This window comes from Lapidilactobacillus mulanensis (assembly GCF_003946215.1).
Lineage (GTDB): Bacteria > Bacillota > Bacilli > Lactobacillales > Lactobacillaceae > Lapidilactobacillus > Lapidilactobacillus mulanensis.
On sequence record NZ_RHOW01000019.1, the window covers coordinates 12,632 to 32,796 of the forward strand.

Here is a 20,165-nt window from a genome sequence, read left to right on the forward strand (position 1 = left end):
ATTAAGTAAGATTAGGCAGTATATGACTCGGGTTTTCAAAACGTCGGTTCTCGCAACTTTAATCGTGCTCCAAAACACTGAAAGTTCCGGTTAACTTGAGAAATGCTTTAATTTAAAAGCAAATTAAAGCATTTCTCGAAGTTAATCCTCACTTTCAACCCGTGTTTTTCCGCAACATAAACGCGTTCACAACCATTGAAAGTTGCGGTTAACTTGATTCATCCTGAAATCCAAAAAACGGATTTTAGGATGAATCAGAGTTAATCCTCACTTTCAACCCATGGTTGTTCACGCTCTACTTATCTTAGTTTATTCAACAAATTCACTTAGATAAAGGATGCTTTTTATGGCTGATTTAGTTTATCACCAACTTTTAACAACTTTGAAGAAGAATATTATGGCCGGAGAATATCCGACACTGAAATTACCTGATGAACGTTCGTTGAGCGAGCAATATAAGATCAGTCGTAGTTCTGTTAAGCGTGCCCTGAGTATCTTGGCGGATCAAGGCGTGGTTTTTAAGAAGCGCGGTTCTGGTACCTTTATCAATCCACTTTACTTGAAAAATCAGTCGGTTTTTCACTACAATAATGGCTCAAACTTGGGGGTCACTGATAGTTTCCAAATGGACGGGCGCAAACCTGGAATTAAGCTGCTGAACTTCGAGGTCGTTCGTCCGGATGCGGAATTGAAGCGCGATTTATTTTTGGGTGACGATGATTTTGTTTATGAAATCAAGCGGCTGCGATTATTTGATCAGCAGCCATTCATGATCGAGACTGGCTATATTCCCATCAAAATCGTGCCCGAATTGTCGCGGGAAATCGTCTCCGGTTCGATTTTTAATTATCTGCAAAATGAGAAAAACCAAACGGTCACAAAATCTTATTTGACGATTTCCGCAGAACCGTCAACCGCTGAGGATCAGCAAGAATTACACCTCAAGCCAGTGGAGCCGGTGGGTGTGATGGCGGGGACTTTCTTCCTCGATGATGGCACGCCGTTCGAATATTCGCGGATGCACCTGCATTATCAGTTCATGAAATATAATACGTTTGTAACCTTGGGTGAGGAATAACAAAGGCATGGTGAGGGTAATTTCAAGGCAAATGTAGGGCCATATAAAAATAGCGCGGGGAGTAAGATTGAATTTGTTATCAATCAATGACTGCAGGCTAGAAAATATGTTATACTCATAAGTGTTGAGACAGTTGCCGATCAGCAAGAAGCTGATCACGTAACTATTAAGCCTACTCCGGATTGAGTAGGCTTATTTTTTTCGTTAATAATGCTGATTAGCCTCTTATTGGTAGCCCTGTTTTTAACAGCAAGGCGATGTCTTGGCAAAGATACACTGGTAGAAAAATTTAACAGTTTTTTTGCCATTGAAACGCACCGTTTTGAAGATGTACTCAGATACAGCGCACTTTCAAATTTGTTTTTGGAGGAATTTTAAAATGAAGGCTTGGCTAAAGAAGTCTTGGATCTGGATCATGCTCGTTATTGCCATGATAGCCATTTTGTGGGTAAAATACGCGTCTGGTGACGTTACTTCGGCACAATCTATGATTGATCGCTACAAAGTTTCATATGCAACAGATGGTCCGAGCAACACGTTAGTCCAATTTCAGAAGAACATCAACATACCACAACTTGGGAAGCAAGAACCAACGGAATTTGAAATGAGCTATTCTGATGAAACTGATTCGCCAGTATTAACATTTATGGATACCGAATCTGATGATTTATATTGGATTGGTTGTGCATATTCCTTGGCCAATAATCAAATTGCTTTCCAGTATTCATACCAAGATGAAGACAATGATTACACTTCCTCGGCCGAAGTCTGGTATAAGGTAAGTAAAACGGGGAAGCTTGAGGAAACATCACGTAAAATTTCTGGTAATGCTCATACAGGTACGACAAGTCAAGTCGAGTCAATTATTAAATCATATCAACCTGTCATCGGTTACCTTGTTCAGCGGCGAATGAATATCGAAACGATGAAGTCATTTACCAAATATCTTCACGATAACAGCAAGAAAATTGTTAAAAATTGGACGAAAGCTGATGATTCTCAACGAGATCTTGGCGATAAAATGCAGAAAGAACGAAAACAGAAATTTTTCAGTGCGACATTCACACCGAATTATTCAAAATCGCAGTGGAAGAAATATATCTTAGAACGCGCTAACCAGTTGGGTATTCGCGGAGCAAAGATTCAGGTGGACAAACTTGAGCTTGATACGGCGGCCTACCTTGATTATGACTATGAATTAACTTCAAGTTTCGGTGATGATGATTCTGAACAAGAAGCAGGATACTATAGTAATGACATTGGTGGCGACGGTGACGATGTTTTTACCGTTATTGATGCCAATAAGGTTAAATATCTGGTCGTGCTCCCGCTCAAACTTTACGACTCGGCTAACTTGGATAGTGTCACTTTGACGACGCAAGAGCGTAATTACTATTATACGATGGATGGCGTGGATGACGCGATGATCAAGGCATTCGTTCCCGCCGATTCACAACCTACCAAAGCTGAAATAACAGGTAACATTGTGATTGCGCCACCAGCAAAATAGTCCTCGAAAATTTGGACTATTTTTCGCGAAACGTATCTGAAGTGCTAATTTGACAACCGTATGCAGTACTCCAGTAGGCTACTTTTGCAATAAAACTGAAGATCCTATGCAGATTGTTTGTGCTAACATTAACCTAAATCAATACGAAGCTGGGCAATCAAGCAATAAGGCACCAATCATCAAATTATATTTTGATGATTGGTGCCTTATTTGAAATGTTCGTGAATTAAGAATAGTCAGTAGCTATTTTTAGTTGCAGATAAACTAAATATATTATTATTCATAAATTTATTACGGATAGTCAAATGCGGGTGTACCGGTAAATGATTGTCAGTTCAGTTTGTTCAGCTTGCCCCCGCTCAAACCGAGAGACGGCAGAAAGACTAAGCGGGCCACAGATTTCGGTGATCGTAAAACCACGATTTATTCGTAACTCGCGAAAGAGACGTCCATATTGGATTGATGGGGGAGTCAACATATATAGCACCTGCTTTTTCGGTTTTTTTATAAGTATGTAATTATAATAACAAATGTAGTTAGCGCATTCAATTGCCTTGCTTATTTATTCTCAATAATTTAAATTAGATGTTGATTGACTTAACTGGAGATTCCTAAAATTTAAAAGTTGCTAAAATGCAATATTAACAATATTTCAGTAGATAGTTGCTTATAGTCAAGGTGGGTTGTGTCGTTTTGAAGATACAGTCATAATTGGGGCCAGAATGGTGGTACAAGAGTCATTTGCAATTTCAAGTCTCAATTCTCAAAAGCAAGCTACAATAAAAAAGCTATAACGTCGGTGGTGCATTGAATCAAAAAAGGTGGAAATTGGTATAGTGGGGTATCATGTTCAAGCTTGAATGCTTGTATTTATGTTGTTCTTCTTCTGGAGGTTGCTTAACTAAGTGTCATTGATACTCTGAGAATTGGAGGAAAATGCTATATTGCGAAAAAAATATTTAAAAATAATTAGTATTGTTTTAGTAATTATGTTTGCAATCAGCCTTTTGGCTAGCTTTTTACTTAATAAAGATCTCAAGGGTGTCAATGGTGAAAATGCTTATCACGGCATGGATACCTTTATAGTGCCAGGCATCCTTTTGGCTTTTTCGATATATTATCAACGCATGAATAAATATTTACGCTATTTCTTATTTTTTTTCGGGCTTGGGCTATTCTTCTATTTGTCCGCGGTGTTTATTATCGGTTTTCATAATCCATATTGGGGAAATTAGCCAGTTAACTGGATTGAAATCTCGAGGCAACCAATTTTAAAAATACAGGTGATCGTATTATTATAGCGATATGAAACCGTTGGATCTCATTTGGGCTTCGAGTTTGGGGCAGGTAGGTCTACCTGAGCCGATTCAAAATAAGCAAGAGCGACTCGATTCTGTCGAAAGAATTGAGTCGTTTTTTGTAGCTCATCAATCTGCTGTGAATGTGTCAGAATTAACGTCTCACTCGTTTTGGTCAAGTCTATACGAAGGCAAATAAATAGTTTTTTGGCAGATTTCGTGATATCTTGTAATCGTTTTATAGCATCTTATTGCAAATTACAATTTGAATTTGACGCAGAAAAATTCAAATGATAGAAGGTGTGCCTGAGAGGTGGATTAAGTTAATACCAATTAAAAATGGGCATTTTATAAGCGCTTTTAAAAATTGGTGCGTTCCAATTTTTAAAATGGTTGACTTTTTTAATTTTCTTGGTAAAATGAAGTTGTTGAATAAACTAATTACTCTTAACAAAAACAGGAGGCAATTATGGTTACAGTAGATTATGATTCACCTAAATATCTCCAATTAATGGATGAATATTGGCGGGCAGCAAATTATATTTCTGTTGGTCAATTGTATTTGAAATCTAACCCATTATTGAGACAACCACTGAAGGCAACGGATGTTAAAGTACATCCGATCGGTCACTGGGGGACAATTTCTGGTCAGAACTTCATTTACGCACATTTGAATCGTGCGATTAAGAAGTATGATCTGAACATGTTCTATATTGAAGGACCCGGTCATGGTGGCCAAGTCATGGTTTCAAACTCATACTTGGATGGTTCTTACACTGAAATTTATCCTAATATTACAGAAGATACTAAGGGTATGGCTAAGCTGTTCAAACAGTTCTCATTCCCAGGTGGTGTGGCATCTCACGCGGCTCCTGAAACACCCGGCTCAATTCATGAAGGTGGCGAATTAGGCTACTCGATTTCTCATGGTGTTGGTGCAATTTTCGATAACCCTGATGTTATTGCCGCAACTGTTGTCGGTGATGGTGAGGCTGAAACTGGCCCATTAGCAACTTCATGGCAATCAACAACATTCATCAACCCAATTACTGATGGTGCTGTTTTACCAATCTTAAACTTGAATGGTTTCAAGATTTCGAACCCAACAATTCTTGCTCGCAAGAGTAATGAAGAATTGACGAAGTATTTCGAAGGCATGGGTTGGGAACCAATCTTTGTTGAAGGCGACGATCCTGAAAAGATGCACCCAGTCATGGCTAAGGCCGTTGACTCTGCTGTTGAAAATATCAAAGCTATTCAGAAGCATGCTCGTGAAAATAATGATGCCACTCGTCCAGTTTGGCCAATGATTATCTTCCGCGCACCAAAAGGCTGGACTGGTCCTAAAGAATGGGACGGTCAACCAATTGAGAATTCATTCCGTGCTCACCAAATTCCAATTCCTGTAGACCAAAACGACATGCAACATGCCGATAAATTGGTCGACTGGTTAGAATCATACAAGCCAGAAGAATTATTTGACGAAAATGGTACCTTAAAACCTGAAATCAAATCGACTGTTCCAGAAGGTATTAGCAGAATGGCTGCTAACCCAATTACCAACGGTGGCTTGAACCCTCGCGCCTTGAAATTACCAGACTGGCGTAAATATACTTTGGACAATTCTGTTCACGGTAAGGTTGAAGCGCAAGATATGACCGTCTTTGGTAAATGGACGCGCGACGTCATCAAAGAAAACCCAGATAACTTCCGTGTTTTCGGACCTGACGAAACGATGTCTAACCGTTTAGCACCAATTTTCGAAGTGACTGAACGTCAATGGCTCGAACCAATTAAGAAACCTAATGATGAATTCTTAGCTTCTTCTGGTCGAATCTTGGATTCACAATTATCTGAACATCAGGCTGAGGGTTGGCTTGAAGGTTACGTCTTGACTGGCCGTCATGGTTTCTTCTCAAGTTATGAAGCCTTCTTACGCGTGGTCGACTCAATGCTCACGCAACACTTCAAGTGGTTGCGTAAAGCTGACGAACAACCATGGCGTCGCAAGTATCCATCATTGAACGTGATCGATACGTCAACGTCATTCCAGCAAGACCACAATGGTTACACGCACCAAGATCCAGGTATCTTGGGCCACTTAGCTGACAAGAAACCTGCATTTATCCGTGAATATTTGCCAGCAGATGCCAATACACTTTTGGCAGTTGCTAACAAAGCATTCCGTAGCGAAGAGAAGATCAACTTGATCGTTGCTTCGAAACACCCACGTCCACAATGGTATACACCTGAAGAAGCCGATGTTTTAGTTAACAAAGGCTTGAAGATCATCGACTGGGCAAGTACTGATGGCGATTCTGAACCTGATTTGGTAATCGCTGCTGCTGGTACAGAACCTAACTGGGAAAGTTTAGCTGCAATTTCAATTTTGCACAAACAATTCCCTGACTTGAAGATCCGCTTCATTAACGTGGTCGATCTGTTGAAGTTACAAGCACAGAAGATCAATCCTCGTGGTTTATCTGACGAAGAGTTTGATATGTACTTTACGACTGACAAGCCAATTCTTTTCGCATTTCACGGCTACGAAGGCTTGATCCGTGATATCTTCTTCGATCGTCACAACCATAACGTTCATGTTCATGGCTATCGTGAGAACGGCGATATTACCACACCATTCGACATGCGTGTCTTGAATCAGTTGGATCGTTTCAACTTATCTAAGGAAGCTGCTCTTGATGTTTATGGCACTAAGGCTGCTGAATTCGCACAGAAGATGGATGACAAGATCTCATATCACAATGCTTATATCCGCGAACATGGGACTGACATGCCAGAAGTTGAAGAATGGCAATGGGAACCACTGAAATAAAAAATAGTGCTAGAGATTAAAAATCACCAATTCGGTTTGTTAACCGAATTGGTGATTTTTTATCATTTATTTTTAAAAGAGCTTGCAATTTTACGTGTACTATACATAATAGTACACGTAAGCAACATTTGATTTACCAACGGTTGCGCAGATTCATACAACCGATTTAATTGTCATAAACAAGGCAGTGAAAGAAATGGAGGCGGTGAAATATGCCCGATTATTCGCATTTAGCGTATTACCAGAAACTCGTCGTTGATATCAAGCAACAGGTTCTCTTGGGTGTTTTGCAGGCTGGTGATAAGTTGCCTTCTGTGCGCGAGATGGCAACGAGGCAGCAATTGAATCCGAACACGGTTGCCAAGGCCTACAAACAATTAGAAGCCGATGGGATTATCTACGTTGAAACAGGTAAGGGCAGTTTTATCAGTGCGTCTAAGCTGGAAGCAACGCCGCAACAAGTGGTCGACTTCGGCAATCAGCTTAAGCCAATCTTGATCGCCGCGAAAGTCAGTGGTGTTGCGCAAACGCAGATCGAACAATGGGTCAAAGAAATCTATCGAGGTGAAAATAATGACGCTTAATTTAACGGATGTTCGGAAGACAATTGAAAAGAAATTAGTGGTCGATCAGGTGTCTTTCTCGGTCACGGCGGGTGAAATTACCGGGCTAGTTGGTCGCAATGGTGTCGGCAAGTCGACGTTGCTGAAGTTGATCAGCGGCCATTATTTACTGGACTCTGGCGAGATTTCCATCGATGGGCATGTTTTGACCGATGAGTCGCAATTTTACCGTGAGCTGTTCTTTCTAGATCCGGCCGCAAACTTCGGCGCGCATGAGTCATTGCAGACGATCGCGGATTTTTATAGCTTGACCAAGCCTAAATTTGAGCTGACGATGCTGATCGACTTGCTGATGAAAAATAAACTTTCTTTGTCGCAAGATTTTTCTAAGCTGTCACGGGGGATGAAGGCCTATGTGCTGACCTGCTTCGCGGTGGCGAGTCAAACGCAATATGTTTTGTTAGATGAGCCATTCAATGGCCTAGATTTATTTGTGAAAGAGCAGATCGTCGCGCTGATCATCGGCGAAGTGAGTGAGCATGATCGCGGCTTCCTGATTGTCTCTCATGACTTAGCTGAATTGGATCAGCTCGCCGATCGCGTGCTACTCATGCAAAATGGGCAGGTGGTGCATGATTATCAACTGGAGGAACTCCGAACCCACGCGCGTAAATATCAGCTCGTATTTGCTGGCAAAAAAATCCCGACCGTCGTGAAAGAAAACGGTAAATGTGTGCAGATCGATGGCCGAGTGATCAACGTTGTCTTCGAAGACTTCACGCCGGAATTAGAAGCAGAGATCTGCGCCGAAAAGCCCGTGTTGATGACGGAGATGCCCTTGGGCTTAGTGGATGTGTACAGAGTCGACTTGAAAGAGAAAGTGGGTGGTCATCGTGACTGAAAAATCAACTGAGAAAAAATTACAACAGCTCATTGCCAGACACTATCGATCAAGGATGTTGATTTTGATTGCAGCCCTGTATATCCTTGGATTCATCTTAGTCGACAGGGCCGAAATGGTTCGAGTTTTGCAAGGAGCAAACTCAGAACTTGTCTATCTGGCCCGCCCGGTATTTTTCAATTGGATCGTTCAATTATTATTGGCGTTATTCGGTGGCATCTTATTGACGCGGTTGGATTATCAGGGACACTTCAACGAGTTTCTATTCAGTAGCGGTTATCGACGCACGAACCTTTTTTGGCACCGGCAGTGGTTTCTGAGCAAATATTTGTTATTGGCGTTACTCTTGGAAGTCATCCTTGATCAAGGCGCGATTGCCTATGTGCTCAATGGCGATTTCACTAATTTCGATTGGCGTTGGCTGGTTATTGGTGCGTTATTCAGTGTCCTAATGACTTATTTCGCGTTTCTGGTGGGACAATTGCTGGGCACAATTTTTGGACAGTCGCTCATTGCTTATCTGGTAGGCTTTTACCTCGTGATCCTATTTCTGACTAGCTTTACTGGTCTTCGAAATAGCGCGGCCAATTCACGCTTAGAGGCCATTGGTGATTTTATTGCATTGTTTGTCATTGGTTTCGGAGTCGTGATGCTGCAGCGCCATCTTTTCGTTCACGATTCGTTAGAGAATAATGGACAGTATCTACGCTTTGAAAAATTAAAGTGGCCGATTTTCGTGCTATTAACCCTCGTCACCGGAATTTATGCCACGATGAGTTGGAACGGCTCGAAACCCAGTGTCGTCGTGATCATACTCGTTGTATTGGTGGTGGCAGTCGTCCAACTTGGGCTGATGAATCAGAACTGGCTTAAAAAGGCACTTGGCATTCATCATATTGATTTCTAGCTAAAACAAAAAAATAACCACTCAAGATCAGCTTCACAACTGATTTTAAGTGGTTATTTTTATCATTAAGGGGTTATTGCTTATTTCTTAAACAAGCGGGTGCCGAAAATCTCGGCGATTCCCATGACGACGAGCAACCAACCGAAGATGCTGAAGAGTAGGGTCAGTGAGCCGAATGGGTTAAAAATCATCACAATTCCAGCGATGATGACCAAACCACCATAGACGTAACTCGGCAGGGTGCTACTATTCACGTAACGCTTGTTGTTGCGGACTTGCATGATGTAATTAATCCCGTGGATCAACAGAACGATCCCGATTACGAATGGCAACATGCCGAGCAACGGTTTGGCAAACAGCCAAACGAACAACGCACCGACTAATTCGATAATACCCATGACCATCGTTGAATTCATGCTACTCGTCTCTGCATGCCGATTCTTGAGACCGCTGACCAGATTAAGCACACCCATCACCACAAGGTACAAGGCAATGACGTTAATTGCAAAATTGATGAACGTTCCTGGATTGAGCGCAATCAAAAGTCCAAAGACGATAAACAGGATCGCGCGCAACCACATATTTCTTTTGATATTCTTAACTAAATTATCCATATTAATCAACCTCCATGTTCATTCTTTATTTTCGCAGATAGTGCACCAGACCTCATCAATCTTCCGACTGATATTTATGGGGGCAATAGTCTGGAAAAAATGGACTAAAGATGACAGACCGGAGTTGGATAGACTTAACGTGTTTGGTTCTTATTCCAGCTACTGCCTGCAGTGCGGATCGCAATTTTATTGGTGAGCTTTAGATACCACTGATGCCAATCATCGACTGTGTTTAATCCATTTACCGCTGGCTCAGCCTTAGCAATTTCATCATAGAGTGTTTGCAATTCAGAACTTTTGCGCGCGACCAGAATATCTAATAGCTGTGCATTATCTCGTGCAGTCGCGTCAATCAAGAAAAAATTAATATCGGCGACTTTATTCTGATGATCAAGTGTGGATAATGAATCTAATTCACCCGACCGAAATAAGGCCAAATAAAATTCCAAAAATGCGTGAGCTGTGTGTTCTTCACGATAGTTACTGATTAAAACTTGTTTTGTAGACATAATTTCCTCCTCTAATTAGTTAAGTGTGAGCTGTCATAGTTGAATTATCTTTAGACTGCCACAATATAAAAAATCTAATGATCTTTATGCGCTTTCACTTTCATTATAGCTTTGTTTGGCTGATTTGGTAAGAAATCTGCCGTTTAATTGAGTAACTGTCATTTTTTATAAGAATTTTTATTAAATGATGAACGTTATCCTGCTCTGTAATGGGTTACAATGAATTTGTGATATAGAGATATGTGTTATACAACTATTGAGAAGCAATCGGTGATCTTCGGGGGGAGATCTGTAGATGACGTTTGTTGTTTACAGCTGATAATTATGATAGTTCTTAAGCTATCAACGAAAAAGGAGCTGCGTTTTTAACGCAGCTCCTTTTTCGGTGGCTTAGAATTCTGATTTGGTCTGTTCAAGAGCAAAATGGATTTAAAGAAAAAACCGGTCTACCTTCGGCAGAAGTTGCTCCAGAAAATAGTGGGAGGTTGCTGTGGGGACGGCTGCAGGATTTCCAAAGTACGGAAATTATTCCGCCTAAAATGTGAGCTCCGGAAAACCGTCGGATCTCACATTTTCCCTTTCTGTAAACTCACAAACACCGCTCGTTAACAGAAATACCACTGCAATCCCACTATTTTCTTCCGCAACTTCTGCCTAAACCTATTTCGTTTAGGCTGGAGTCTGAATAACAGGGTTCCTCAAGCATGATGAGCATTGTCGCCTTTACTTTAAATAGTTGAACTAAAAAGTCTGAACGATAATCAAGTCCGCCTTTCGTCCTCTACAAAAGACAGTTGCGGTACAAACCAGTCGCACAGGACTAGACGTTGGCTAGAGCAACCACTATAAAACCGCCGAGATGAGTCAGAACGCGGAAGAAAAAGTTGCGACTCGCAGTGAAATTGTTCTTGCGGGACCTATTAAGCTTTTAAATATTCTCAGCTAAGTTGACTAACAACACAGTTATCCACAAAACTAAAGTCCCGCTAGAACAAGGGTGATCTTCAAGACTTTTGCGCTTTTCAAAAGGCTTGAAGTCATCCCCACAGCGAGGCGCAACATTTTTCTGCAGCGTTCTGACGGAACCAAACAAAATCCAACATCACGTAAACAAAGCCTTCAAGAATCAGTTAGGGGTTTTAAAAGTCGTCCCACAGCGATATATTTCACAAAAAAAGTGTTTTTTAGCATTTTTTTCAAATGTTTTCATAACTTATGTTAAGATTCTTTCACAATATTCCAACTGTTATTTTTTTTTTGCGCCGATTATGCTAGACTATCTACTAGGCGTGTTTTAGTGATTATGGGTACAAGAGGAGTGGGAGCATGGATAACGACAATGATCAACAAATTAATCGATCAACACATCACCACCATCATCATCATCGGAAACACACGGTGCGTAAGGTTATCATCTGGCTATTAGTTGCAATTGTAGTGGCTGTGACCGGTTATGCGGCGTGGTTCTTTTTTTCAGCAAAGAGTGCATTAGACTCTAGCTACAAATCGGCTGGGGAAACGCAATCTGCGAAGACGATCGTCGATGAAAAGAAACCGTTGAGCATTCTATTGTTAGGTGCAGATACTGGCGCGTTCGGGCGTGATTATCAGGGGCGTACGGATACGATGATCATTACAACAATTAATCCCAAGAAGAAACAAACGACTTTAACGAGTTTAGCCCGCGATACAATGGCAGAGCTTGTTGGGGCCGATAAATTTAATTATCAGCGACTTAACGCAGCTTATGAGGTTGGCGGTTCTAAGATGGCACTTCGTTCGATTTCCACGTTAGTTAACGTGCCGCTAGAGTATTACGTCACCATCAACATGGGTGGCCTTTCGAAAATTGTTGAAGCAGTTGGTGGCGTTGATGTTGACGTGCCGTTTACATTTACTTATGAAAAGAAGACCTTCACTAAAGGCAAGATGCATTTGAATGGTGAGCAGGCACTGGCATACTCACGGATGCGTTACGATGATCCTCAGGGCGATTATGGTCGTCAAGCGCGTCAACGCCAAGTGATCACATCAGCAATCAAGGCGGCAGTTTCAACGCGGACCTTGACGAATTTCCAAGATGTGCTGAAGCAAGTTTCTAAAAACATGACGACCAACTTAACGTTCAATGATATGGTCAGCATTTTCAAAGATTATCGGGGTTATGCGAAGACAATCAAGGATGATCACCTTCACGGCGTGAATGCCATGTGGGGACAGGCAATGATCCAGATTCCATCGACGACAGAGCTTCAACGATTGTCTGACAATCTACGTTCAGAGATGGGCTTATCGAAAGAAACACTTGATAATCAAGAGACGCGTCAGAATCGCCTGAATGTTCAAAACGGTTTCAGTTTTACAAGTACTGATTCCAAGCAACAATTCCACGTTTATTCGCCACAGAGCGACACGGCTGAGACCACGAAGTAAATTAAACGGGTTCTATCAAACTCAACCTTGTTAAGATAACTTATTCAATAGACCAATTCTAGGAGTAAATCATGGACCAAACAATTAGCATTGAAAGTATCCTCAAAATTCTACGCAAACATCTGCGCCTGATCATCGCTTCGACAATTGCCTGCTTGCTGGTTTCAGCTGTGGCAACGTATGTCTTCATGACCCCTAAGTATCAGGCGGGTGTGGATATCTTGGTGAATCGAAAGCAAGAGAACAATATCAACAATCAACTGAGTGATCAACAAGCCGATGTTCAGATGATCGACACCTATAAAGACATCATCACGAAGTCAGTTACTCTGGCGCCAGTGCGCAAAGAAGTTCGCGAGCAACTGGGCTATGATATTTCAACTTCTGAATTGCAAGGCATGATCAGTGTGACGAACCAACAGAATTCGCAAGTTTTTACGGTTAACGTGACCGACACAGATGCGGCTCGTTCCGCAACGATTGCGAATATTATCGCCAAGACTTTCCAAAAGAAAGTGAAGCAGATTTTGTCGATCAATAACGTCACGATTATTGCCAGTGCAACGAAGCCTAAGTCAGCCGTTTCACCACGTAAAGAGTTAAACTTGATGATTGGTTTTGTTTTGGGTCTATTGATTGGTGTTGGTCTGGCCTTCCTCCGGGAATTGACCGATCATAATGTTAAAGATATCGATTATTTGACTGACGAATTAGGCTTGACCAAGTTAGGCATTGTCTCTCATTATCATGCGGGGAGTAAGAAGTCTGGTCACCGCAAACATCAGAATCTTCGTCCGCGCGAACAATTCGTGCCGCTCTCACCGATTGTTGATCGACCTGAGGTGAAAACGACAACACAGACGACAGGTTCGACGCCAATTGAGCCATTACGTGGTACACCGACAAAACGTGTCTAAGGAGGTCAAATAATGTTCAATCGAAAAAATAAAGGACCAGAACCCGTTGCACCTGCAAATTTATTTACGGTCAACGAACCATCGTCTGTCATTGCCGAACAGGTTAAAACAATTCGAACCAACGTCAGCTTTGCCCAACAAGCACAAAGTTTACGAACAATCATGGTCACTTCAGCGATGGCTTCAGAGGGTAAATCGATCGTGACTGCTAACTTGGCGGTCGAATTCGCCCAAGCTGGTAAACGTGTGGTGTTGATTGATGCCGATTTACGCCGTTCAACCGTTAATCGTACGTTTAGAATTCGGGAAGCTAATCGTGGCTTGACCAACTATCTTGTTCGTCAAATTGATGATATTACCGAAGTTTGCCATCCAACGATGGTTGAAAACTTGACGGTTATTCCGAGTGGCCCGACACCACCGAATCCAGCCGAGCTGATTGGCAGTCCATTGATGGCGACCGTCTTTGATCAATTGAAACAATATTTCGATTTGATTATCGTCGACGCACCGCCAATCCTGCCGGTGACTGATGGTCAGATTCTTTCAAACATGGCCGATGGCGTGATTTTAGTCGTTCGTCAGAACTACACCGATAAACGTGCTGTGGTAGATACCAAGGAACGTCTCGAACAAGCACAAGCTAACATTCTAGGTGTTGTTTTAAACGATGTGAGATCAGAGGGCCATTCGGGATACTACAACAACGGAGATGGTTACTATGGCTACGAATACTCCGAGAAAAAATAGCCTCATCGACCTACATTGTCATATCTTACCTGGCCTCGATGATGGCTCAAAGAGTGTTGAAGAATCGCTTGAGCTTGCGCATGCCGCCGTTCGAGAAGGTATCGGTTATATTCTCTGCACACCGCATCACCTTGACCGCAATTATACGAACCATGCACTTGATGTCGTTCAAAAAGTACACGACTTCCAGAAGATTCTTGATGAGCAGACTATCCCTTTAACTCTTTTCCCGGGACAAGAGGTTCATCTGAATGGGGATCTTGACCAGCGTGTTAATGACCTATTAGGCATTGATTCCGCCATGCGCTATCTCTTAGTCGAGTTACCACACGAAGAAGTGCCAACTTACACGACGGAACTTTTCTTTCAACTCAGCATGCGGGGAATCACGCCAGTCATTGCACACCCTGAACGCAACGCGCGCATCAAGGCGGATCCCGAAATTCTCTATGATTTCATTAGCAATGGCGCCTTAGGACAATTGACCGCCACCAGTTTAGTCGGTGTCTTTGGTAAAGGCGTTCAGAAATTCTCACAAGAATTGATTACCCACGGTCTCGTTCACATTATCGCCTCAGACGCCCACATGTTACCTAACCGCCAGTTTGCACTCAAGGAAGGGTATCTGGCACTCGACGCATTAGACCGCGCGTACGGGCCACAATTTTACGAAAATTCGAAGCACCTGATCAACGGTGAGGACATTGATCATCGAATTCCACTCACATTACTGAAAAAACGTAAAAGGTTCTTCTAAGCCACTGTTTAATTCATCACATCAAAAAAGTAGCCGATTGAGATTTAGAATCAAAGCCTGAACAAGTTCAGTTTTATTCAAATTAAAACGACTATATTTTTTTGGAATCAAACTTGTGAAATACCCAAAAAGTCGAATGCACAAATAAAATGGTAGATAAACACCGGATTCACCTCACTTATCAAGAAGTAACATAAATGTAATAATGGGATAAAGGTTAACAATATCACGTTTGGTAAGGATTGCACAGATTTGGGATGTTTAACATCTGTTCACAAAGTGGTTATTGTTATATAATCGGTGTTATGAGTGGAATTTTTTACGATTATGGTTGTTTTTGGAGGATTGGGAATGGAACAGCAAAAGAGCGATTCAGTGACACCGCTACGTGACTTGGGGGAGACCGCAGAGACTTATGATTCAGGATTGAACTGGGTAAACCAAGAAAAACTTGGTGCACAAATAACTTATCGATCCGTTAAACGTATGTTTGATTTCCTTGCAAGCTTAGTCGCGTTAGTATTGCTATCGCCAATGTTTGCCATTGTTGCTCTGCTGATTAAGTTAGATGATCCTAAGGGGCCAGTTTTCTATTCACAAACACGGATTGGACAAGGCGGACGCGCATTTCGAATGTGGAAATTCCGCTCGATGTGCGTCGGTGCTGAAAAAATGAAGAAAAAGCTCATGGCACAGAACGAAGTTAATGGTGCCATGTTTAAAATGAAGGATGATCCTCGCGTCACCAATATCGGTAAGTTTATCCGTAAAACCAGTATTGACGAGTTGCCACAGCTCTGGAACGCATTGGTCGGAGACATGAGCTTAGTCGGCCCACGTCCACCACTACCTGGTGAAGTTGACAAGTATTCTGATTATGACAGGCAACGTCTTCTTGTTCAACCTGGATGTACCGGTTTATGGCAAGTTAGTGGTCGTAATGATGTTGGCTTTCACGAAATGGTTGAATTAGATATTCAGTATATCCGTACCCGTGGATTAGCGAAGGATATTGAAATTATGTTCAAGACAGTGGCTATTATGATTCATCCGAATGGGGCATATTAATTGAAAGACAATAAAAAATTGAAGGTTTGCTTGGTTGGATCAAGTGGTGGACATTTGACTCACCTATACATGCTAAAGGATTTCTGGAAAAATGAGGATCGTTTTTGGGTTACCTTTCCTAAAGAGGATGCCAAGTCTTTGCTGAAGGATGAAAGAATGTATTCCTGCCATTATCCGACTAATCGAAATTTTAAAAATCTGGTTAAAAATACATTTCTAGCTATCAAGGTACTACGCAAAGAAAAGCCTAACTTAATTATCTCTTCTGGGGCTGCTGTCGCAGTTCCTTTCTTTTATTTAGGAAAATTATTTGGCGCAAAGACAATCTATATTGAAGTGTTTGATCGTATGGATAAGCCGACTGTTACTGGTAAGCTTGTTTATCCTGTTACTGATAAGTTTATTGTTCAATGGGAAGAAATGAAAAAGGTCTATCCAAAGGCAATCAATTTAGGGAGTATTTTTTAATGATATTTGTAACTGTTGGCACGCATGAACAACCATTTAATCGGTTGGTTAAGGCTGTGGATGATTTAAAGCTTAGTGGGAAAATAACTGATTCAGTTTTTATTCAGACGGGGTATAGTACCTATGTACCGAAGGCATGTGAGTATAAAGATTTTATTACAATGAACCAGATGAGTGATTATATGCAGCGAGCTAGAGTAATTATCACTCATGGAGGACCATCATCATTTATTATGGCACTACAGCTTAATAAAATTCCTATAGTGGTTCCTAGAATGGCAAAGTTTAATGAGCACGTTAATGATCATCAAGTGACTTTTTGCAATGAGTTAGTGGAACGGAAATTTCCAATAAGTGTGGTTCAGCAAACTAGAAACTTGGGCAGTGTGATTGATGGAGCTTTTCATCGTAATACTCATGAAAATATAAAATTGAATAATAAAAAATTTGTTTATTATTTTCAAAATATTGTTGCCGAATTGATTGACTGAGTTGATAATAATATTTTTTGTAATCGAACTCGTTTTGTCAATAATTTTGGTGATATAGGGGTGTAACGACTTGCGACATGCGGTACTTATTATGGCACATAAAGATCCGAAAATAATTGAGTATAATATTAAGTTGCTCGATTGTTCCTCAGTTGATTTTTATTTGCACATTGACAAAAAGAGTCAACTGAATGATTATTTGTATCTAGAGGATATTCCAAAATATTCACATGTTTATTTTGTTCCACAATTTAATATATATTGGGGTGGACAAAATCAAATAAAGGCTGAGATAGCACTTTTTCAGGCTGCTTTTGAGAAAGCCTATAACTATTACCATCTTATTTCCGGACAAGATATGCTTGTAAAAAGCCGTGATAACTTTCTTATGTTCTTTCAAGAGAAGGAAAAAGATTTTTTGAAAATTGGGAGGGAAGCCAGCGGAATGATGTTGGATAGAGTCAAATATTATCATCCGATTTCACAAACGGGATTGTCACGATTTCAAATTGGATGGAGAATAGGGCACATGTTGGTGTTGCTGCAAAAGCTTTTTCATATCAACCGGTGTAAAGTATTGCCGATATACTTCGGCGAAAATTGGTGCAGTCTAACTTCTTCATTTGTTTCTTTCCTGCTGAGCAAATACGAGGATGGCTTTATCGCTAAATATTTCTATTGTTCAGGAAATGCAGATGAGCTTTATAAACAAACTATTTATAAAATGTGGGTAAATCTAATTGGCTCTGATAATCACGCTAACACTTCAATTCGTTATGTTGATTGGTCTGAGAACAAGGCGTCGCCGAAAACATTACAGATAGAGGACTACGATAAAATCTATAGTGGAAATTATTTATTTGCCAGGAAAGTTACATCTGAAAATGGATTGCCAAGAAGAATTTTTGATGGTCTTAATATAAAATAGTTTTAGGAGCAAACATATGCTATCAGTTTTGATGTCTGTTTATAATGAAGATAGAAGCGATATAACTGAATCCATCGACTCAATACTTGGCCAGAGCTATAAAGATTTTGAGCTAGTAATTGTTCTTGATAATCCTAAAGCGTGTAATCTGAAAGAGTTGTTGACGGATTATGCAGCAACGGATAAACGCGTTAAATTAATTGTTAATATTAAAAATGCTGGCCTTGCACAAAGTATGAATATTGGTGCGAAATATTGTTCGGGGGAGTATATTGTCCGTATGGATGCAGACGATGTTTGTGATCTAAACAGGCTACAGGTTCTTTCAGACGAGATTAATGAGCATAGGAACGCTGATGTTTTTTACTCTCGATTTCGAACAATCACTCCGTCGGGTGAGCTATTAAAAGAATCTCCTCCCATTCCAACTGATGAAAAAAAACTTAAAAAAATATTAACAAAGTATAAAAATATCATCTGTCATCCAACTGTCGCTGTTAAGAGCAGTTCTTTAAAGAAAGTTGGAGGATATAGCAATCTTAGAATTGTTGAAGATTACGAGCTGTGGCTTGCCATGCTACGTCAAGGATTTGTGTTCTACGGAATTGATCAGACACTAGTCGATGTCCGGCTTCACAAAAATAGTATGACTACTTCTAATTATTATAAATCATACTTAGCACTTGAGTACATTAAAACACAAAGTAACAAGAATAGTAGAGTTTCAAACCAAGATTTTTCAAGGTATTATCAACGAAAAAGTGAATATGCGCAGCGTTATAATTACTTTGCAATAAAATACTTTCAATTAACAAATAGCTGGGGGAATCAAAGTAGGATAAAGTATGTTAAATTGCTAGGTCTGCTGATTGCTGAACCTAAGCTAATTAGATATTGTTATGAGACTTATAGAGCTCTATCCCTGCGAAAAGCTTCGAAAGACTAATATGAAGGAGACCAAATGGAAAAATCAACTGGCATATCACATGTGTCTGCAACGCTTAAAAATATGAATTTGTTTTTTTTAATTACATCTGTTGCTATCAAGGTGCAAGCAGATAATATTTATAATCACACCCTTACATACCCGTGGTGGAGTATTGGTCGGCATGTTTTATTTGGGGCTTCATTAATATTAGTTGCTATCGTATTTTTTTTGGAGCAGCGAAAGTCTTTCTGCTTTCTGAGAGAGCTTAAACAACTTACGGTTATGATTGCCTTAATTATGCTTGTATCAGTTGGATTTCTAGCAATTAATGGGGGTAGCATTACTTATTTGCTTAAGTCTGTGTATTTTATTTACTCAGCTTTTCTCTACGGTTTTTTGCTTCTAAATATTTACTCTAGAGAAGAAATAAATCAACTTGTTAAATGGTTTTTTTTGCTTGTGATGATATTGTACTTATTTGAATATTATCCCGTTCTAATAGTTGCGGATAATTATATGCAGATAAATTTTTTTAATTCATACTCACCGTTTGAATCTTCTGCTTTTTCGGCATATTTTTATGGCTGTATGATGTTCTTTACGTTGGCGACAACAAATAAAAAATTATCGTTGCTTTCGATTGCTTTTAATTTATTATCATTCAAAAGAGTTAACGTTATTTTTTCTATTATTTTTTTTGTTATTTCATTATCCCGTTGGGGGTATTTTCGCGTTAAGAAATGGATTCTTTATCTGTTAATTGTTTTGTTTACAATAATTCCGGCAGTAGAATATCAACTGATGACACCATCAGTAATTGAAAAGATTGCTTCATACTTGGGATTTACTGATGTTCATGGATTGTTGATGGGTAGAGATCGCTATTTCTTTGAGGTTATTAATTCAAATTATCGAGCTGCAGGTTTTTCAAGCGCAACCAATCGACTACAACAATTGAGTGGACATGGAATGGAGATGGATGGGTTAAGTACATATATGGAAATGGGAATCCTCGGTACCTCAATATTTTCATTTGGCTTTTGGAAATTTTCAGGGTCAGTATTTCGTAATATATTTGTGATGTTTGTTTTTTTCGTAAACTACTTAACTTCATCGCAATTAGGGGACACATACTCTCTACTACTACTGTTTTTGACAGTGTGTTTGGTTAAAGAGGATTCAGTATAGATCACCAGTAATTATGGAGGAAAG

At 40.3% G+C, this 20,165-nt stretch carries 19 protein-coding genes; 17 read left to right on the top strand and 2 right to left on the bottom strand.

The window, feature by feature from the left end; all coding sequences use genetic code 11:
* The first annotated feature begins 346 nt into the window (after positions 1 to 346).
* The 7 genes from EKM67_RS06190 to EKM67_RS06220 all read left to right on the top strand — a co-directional run bounded on the left by EKM67_RS06190 (position 347) and on the right by EKM67_RS06220 (position 9,090).
* Positions 347 to 1,078 carry a GntR family transcriptional regulator gene (locus EKM67_RS06190; protein ID WP_125578162.1) on the top strand — a complete coding sequence of 244 codons (732 nt, stop codon included), beginning with the start codon at positions 347 to 349 and terminating at the stop codon, positions 1,076 to 1,078.
* Between the two features lie 379 nt (positions 1,079 to 1,457).
* Positions 1,458 to 2,588, top strand: coding sequence for a hypothetical protein (locus EKM67_RS06195; RefSeq protein ID WP_125578163.1), 1,131 nt, complete (start codon positions 1,458 to 1,460; stop codon positions 2,586 to 2,588).
* A 944-nt stretch (positions 2,589 to 3,532) separates the two neighbouring features.
* Positions 3,533 to 3,823 carry a hypothetical protein gene (locus EKM67_RS06200; RefSeq protein WP_125578164.1) on the top strand — a complete coding sequence of 97 codons (291 nt, stop codon included), beginning with the start codon at positions 3,533 to 3,535 and terminating at the stop codon, positions 3,821 to 3,823.
* Positions 3,824 to 4,355: 532 nt separating this feature from the next.
* Entirely contained in the window at positions 4,356 to 6,719 is a 2,364-nt protein-coding gene (locus tag EKM67_RS06205) for a phosphoketolase family protein (RefSeq protein WP_125578165.1), read from the top strand.
* A 212-nt stretch (positions 6,720 to 6,931) separates the two neighbouring features.
* Positions 6,932 to 7,303: a GntR family transcriptional regulator gene (locus EKM67_RS10940; protein WP_125578166.1), complete on the top strand. Its 372-nt coding sequence runs from the start codon at positions 6,932 to 6,934 to the stop codon at positions 7,301 to 7,303.
* Entirely contained in the window at positions 7,293 to 8,183 is an 891-nt protein-coding gene (locus tag EKM67_RS06215; RefSeq protein ID WP_125578167.1) for an ATP-binding cassette domain-containing protein, read from the top strand. Before EKM67_RS10940 ends, EKM67_RS06215 begins: the two co-directional genes overlap by 11 nt.
* On the top strand, positions 8,176 to 9,090 hold the full coding sequence (locus EKM67_RS06220) for a hypothetical protein (protein WP_125578168.1): 915 nt from the start codon (positions 8,176 to 8,178) through the stop codon (positions 9,088 to 9,090). Before EKM67_RS06215 ends, EKM67_RS06220 begins: the two co-directional genes overlap by 8 nt.
* A gap of 80 nt (positions 9,091 to 9,170) precedes the next feature.
* Here EKM67_RS06220 and EKM67_RS06225 read toward each other — a convergent pair whose 3' ends face one another.
* On the bottom strand, positions 9,171 to 9,704 hold the full coding sequence (locus EKM67_RS06225) for an HdeD family acid-resistance protein (protein ID WP_125578169.1): 534 nt from the start codon (positions 9,702 to 9,704) through the stop codon (positions 9,171 to 9,173).
* A 134-nt stretch (positions 9,705 to 9,838) separates the two neighbouring features.
* Complete coding sequence (locus tag EKM67_RS06230) at positions 9,839 to 10,213, bottom strand: hypothetical protein (RefSeq protein WP_125578170.1); 375 nt, start codon at positions 10,211 to 10,213, stop codon at positions 9,839 to 9,841.
* Between the two features lie 1,326 nt (positions 10,214 to 11,539).
* Between EKM67_RS06230 and EKM67_RS06235 the strand changes: the two genes are divergently transcribed.
* The 10 genes from EKM67_RS06235 (at position 11,540) to EKM67_RS06280 (ending at position 20,141) form a co-directional block, all read left to right on the top strand.
* Positions 11,540 to 12,646 (top strand): LCP family glycopolymer transferase, encoded by a 1,107-nt coding sequence (locus tag EKM67_RS06235; RefSeq protein ID WP_225417329.1) that lies wholly within the window; start codon positions 11,540 to 11,542, stop codon positions 12,644 to 12,646.
* A gap of 71 nt (positions 12,647 to 12,717) precedes the next feature.
* Positions 12,718 to 13,563 carry a YveK family protein gene (locus EKM67_RS06240; protein ID WP_125578171.1) on the top strand — a complete coding sequence of 282 codons (846 nt, stop codon included), beginning with the start codon at positions 12,718 to 12,720 and terminating at the stop codon, positions 13,561 to 13,563.
* Positions 13,564 to 13,575: 12 nt separating this feature from the next.
* On the top strand, positions 13,576 to 14,313 hold the full coding sequence (locus EKM67_RS06245) for a CpsD/CapB family tyrosine-protein kinase (RefSeq protein ID WP_125578172.1): 738 nt from the start codon (positions 13,576 to 13,578) through the stop codon (positions 14,311 to 14,313).
* Positions 14,285 to 15,070, top strand: a complete 786-nt coding sequence (locus EKM67_RS06250; RefSeq protein WP_164506590.1) for a tyrosine-protein phosphatase — start codon at positions 14,285 to 14,287, stop codon at positions 15,068 to 15,070. The genes EKM67_RS06245 and EKM67_RS06250 overlap by 29 nt, the downstream gene beginning before the upstream one ends.
* A gap of 351 nt (positions 15,071 to 15,421) precedes the next feature.
* Positions 15,422 to 16,138, top strand: coding sequence for a sugar transferase (locus tag EKM67_RS06255; protein WP_125578174.1), 717 nt, complete (start codon positions 15,422 to 15,424; stop codon positions 16,136 to 16,138).
* Between the two features lie 18 nt (positions 16,139 to 16,156).
* Positions 16,157 to 16,606: a PssD/Cps14F family polysaccharide biosynthesis glycosyltransferase gene (pssD, locus tag EKM67_RS06260; RefSeq protein WP_125578187.1), complete on the top strand. Its 450-nt coding sequence runs from the start codon at positions 16,157 to 16,159 to the stop codon at positions 16,604 to 16,606.
* Positions 16,606 to 17,097 (top strand): glycosyltransferase, encoded by a 492-nt coding sequence (locus EKM67_RS06265; protein ID WP_125578175.1) that lies wholly within the window; start codon positions 16,606 to 16,608, stop codon positions 17,095 to 17,097. Before pssD ends, EKM67_RS06265 begins: the two co-directional genes overlap by 1 nt.
* Positions 17,098 to 17,188: 91 nt before the next feature.
* A complete protein-coding gene (locus tag EKM67_RS06270; RefSeq protein WP_125578176.1) occupies positions 17,189 to 18,025 on the top strand; it encodes a beta-1,6-N-acetylglucosaminyltransferase in 837 nt (278 codons plus the stop codon).
* A 16-nt stretch (positions 18,026 to 18,041) separates the two neighbouring features.
* Positions 18,042 to 18,971, top strand: a complete 930-nt coding sequence (locus tag EKM67_RS06275; protein ID WP_125578177.1) for a glycosyltransferase — start codon at positions 18,042 to 18,044, stop codon at positions 18,969 to 18,971.
* 15 nt (positions 18,972 to 18,986) lie between these two features.
* Complete coding sequence (locus tag EKM67_RS06280) at positions 18,987 to 20,141, top strand: hypothetical protein (protein ID WP_125578178.1); 1,155 nt, start codon at positions 18,987 to 18,989, stop codon at positions 20,139 to 20,141.
* Positions 20,142 to 20,165 lie beyond the last annotated feature (24 nt).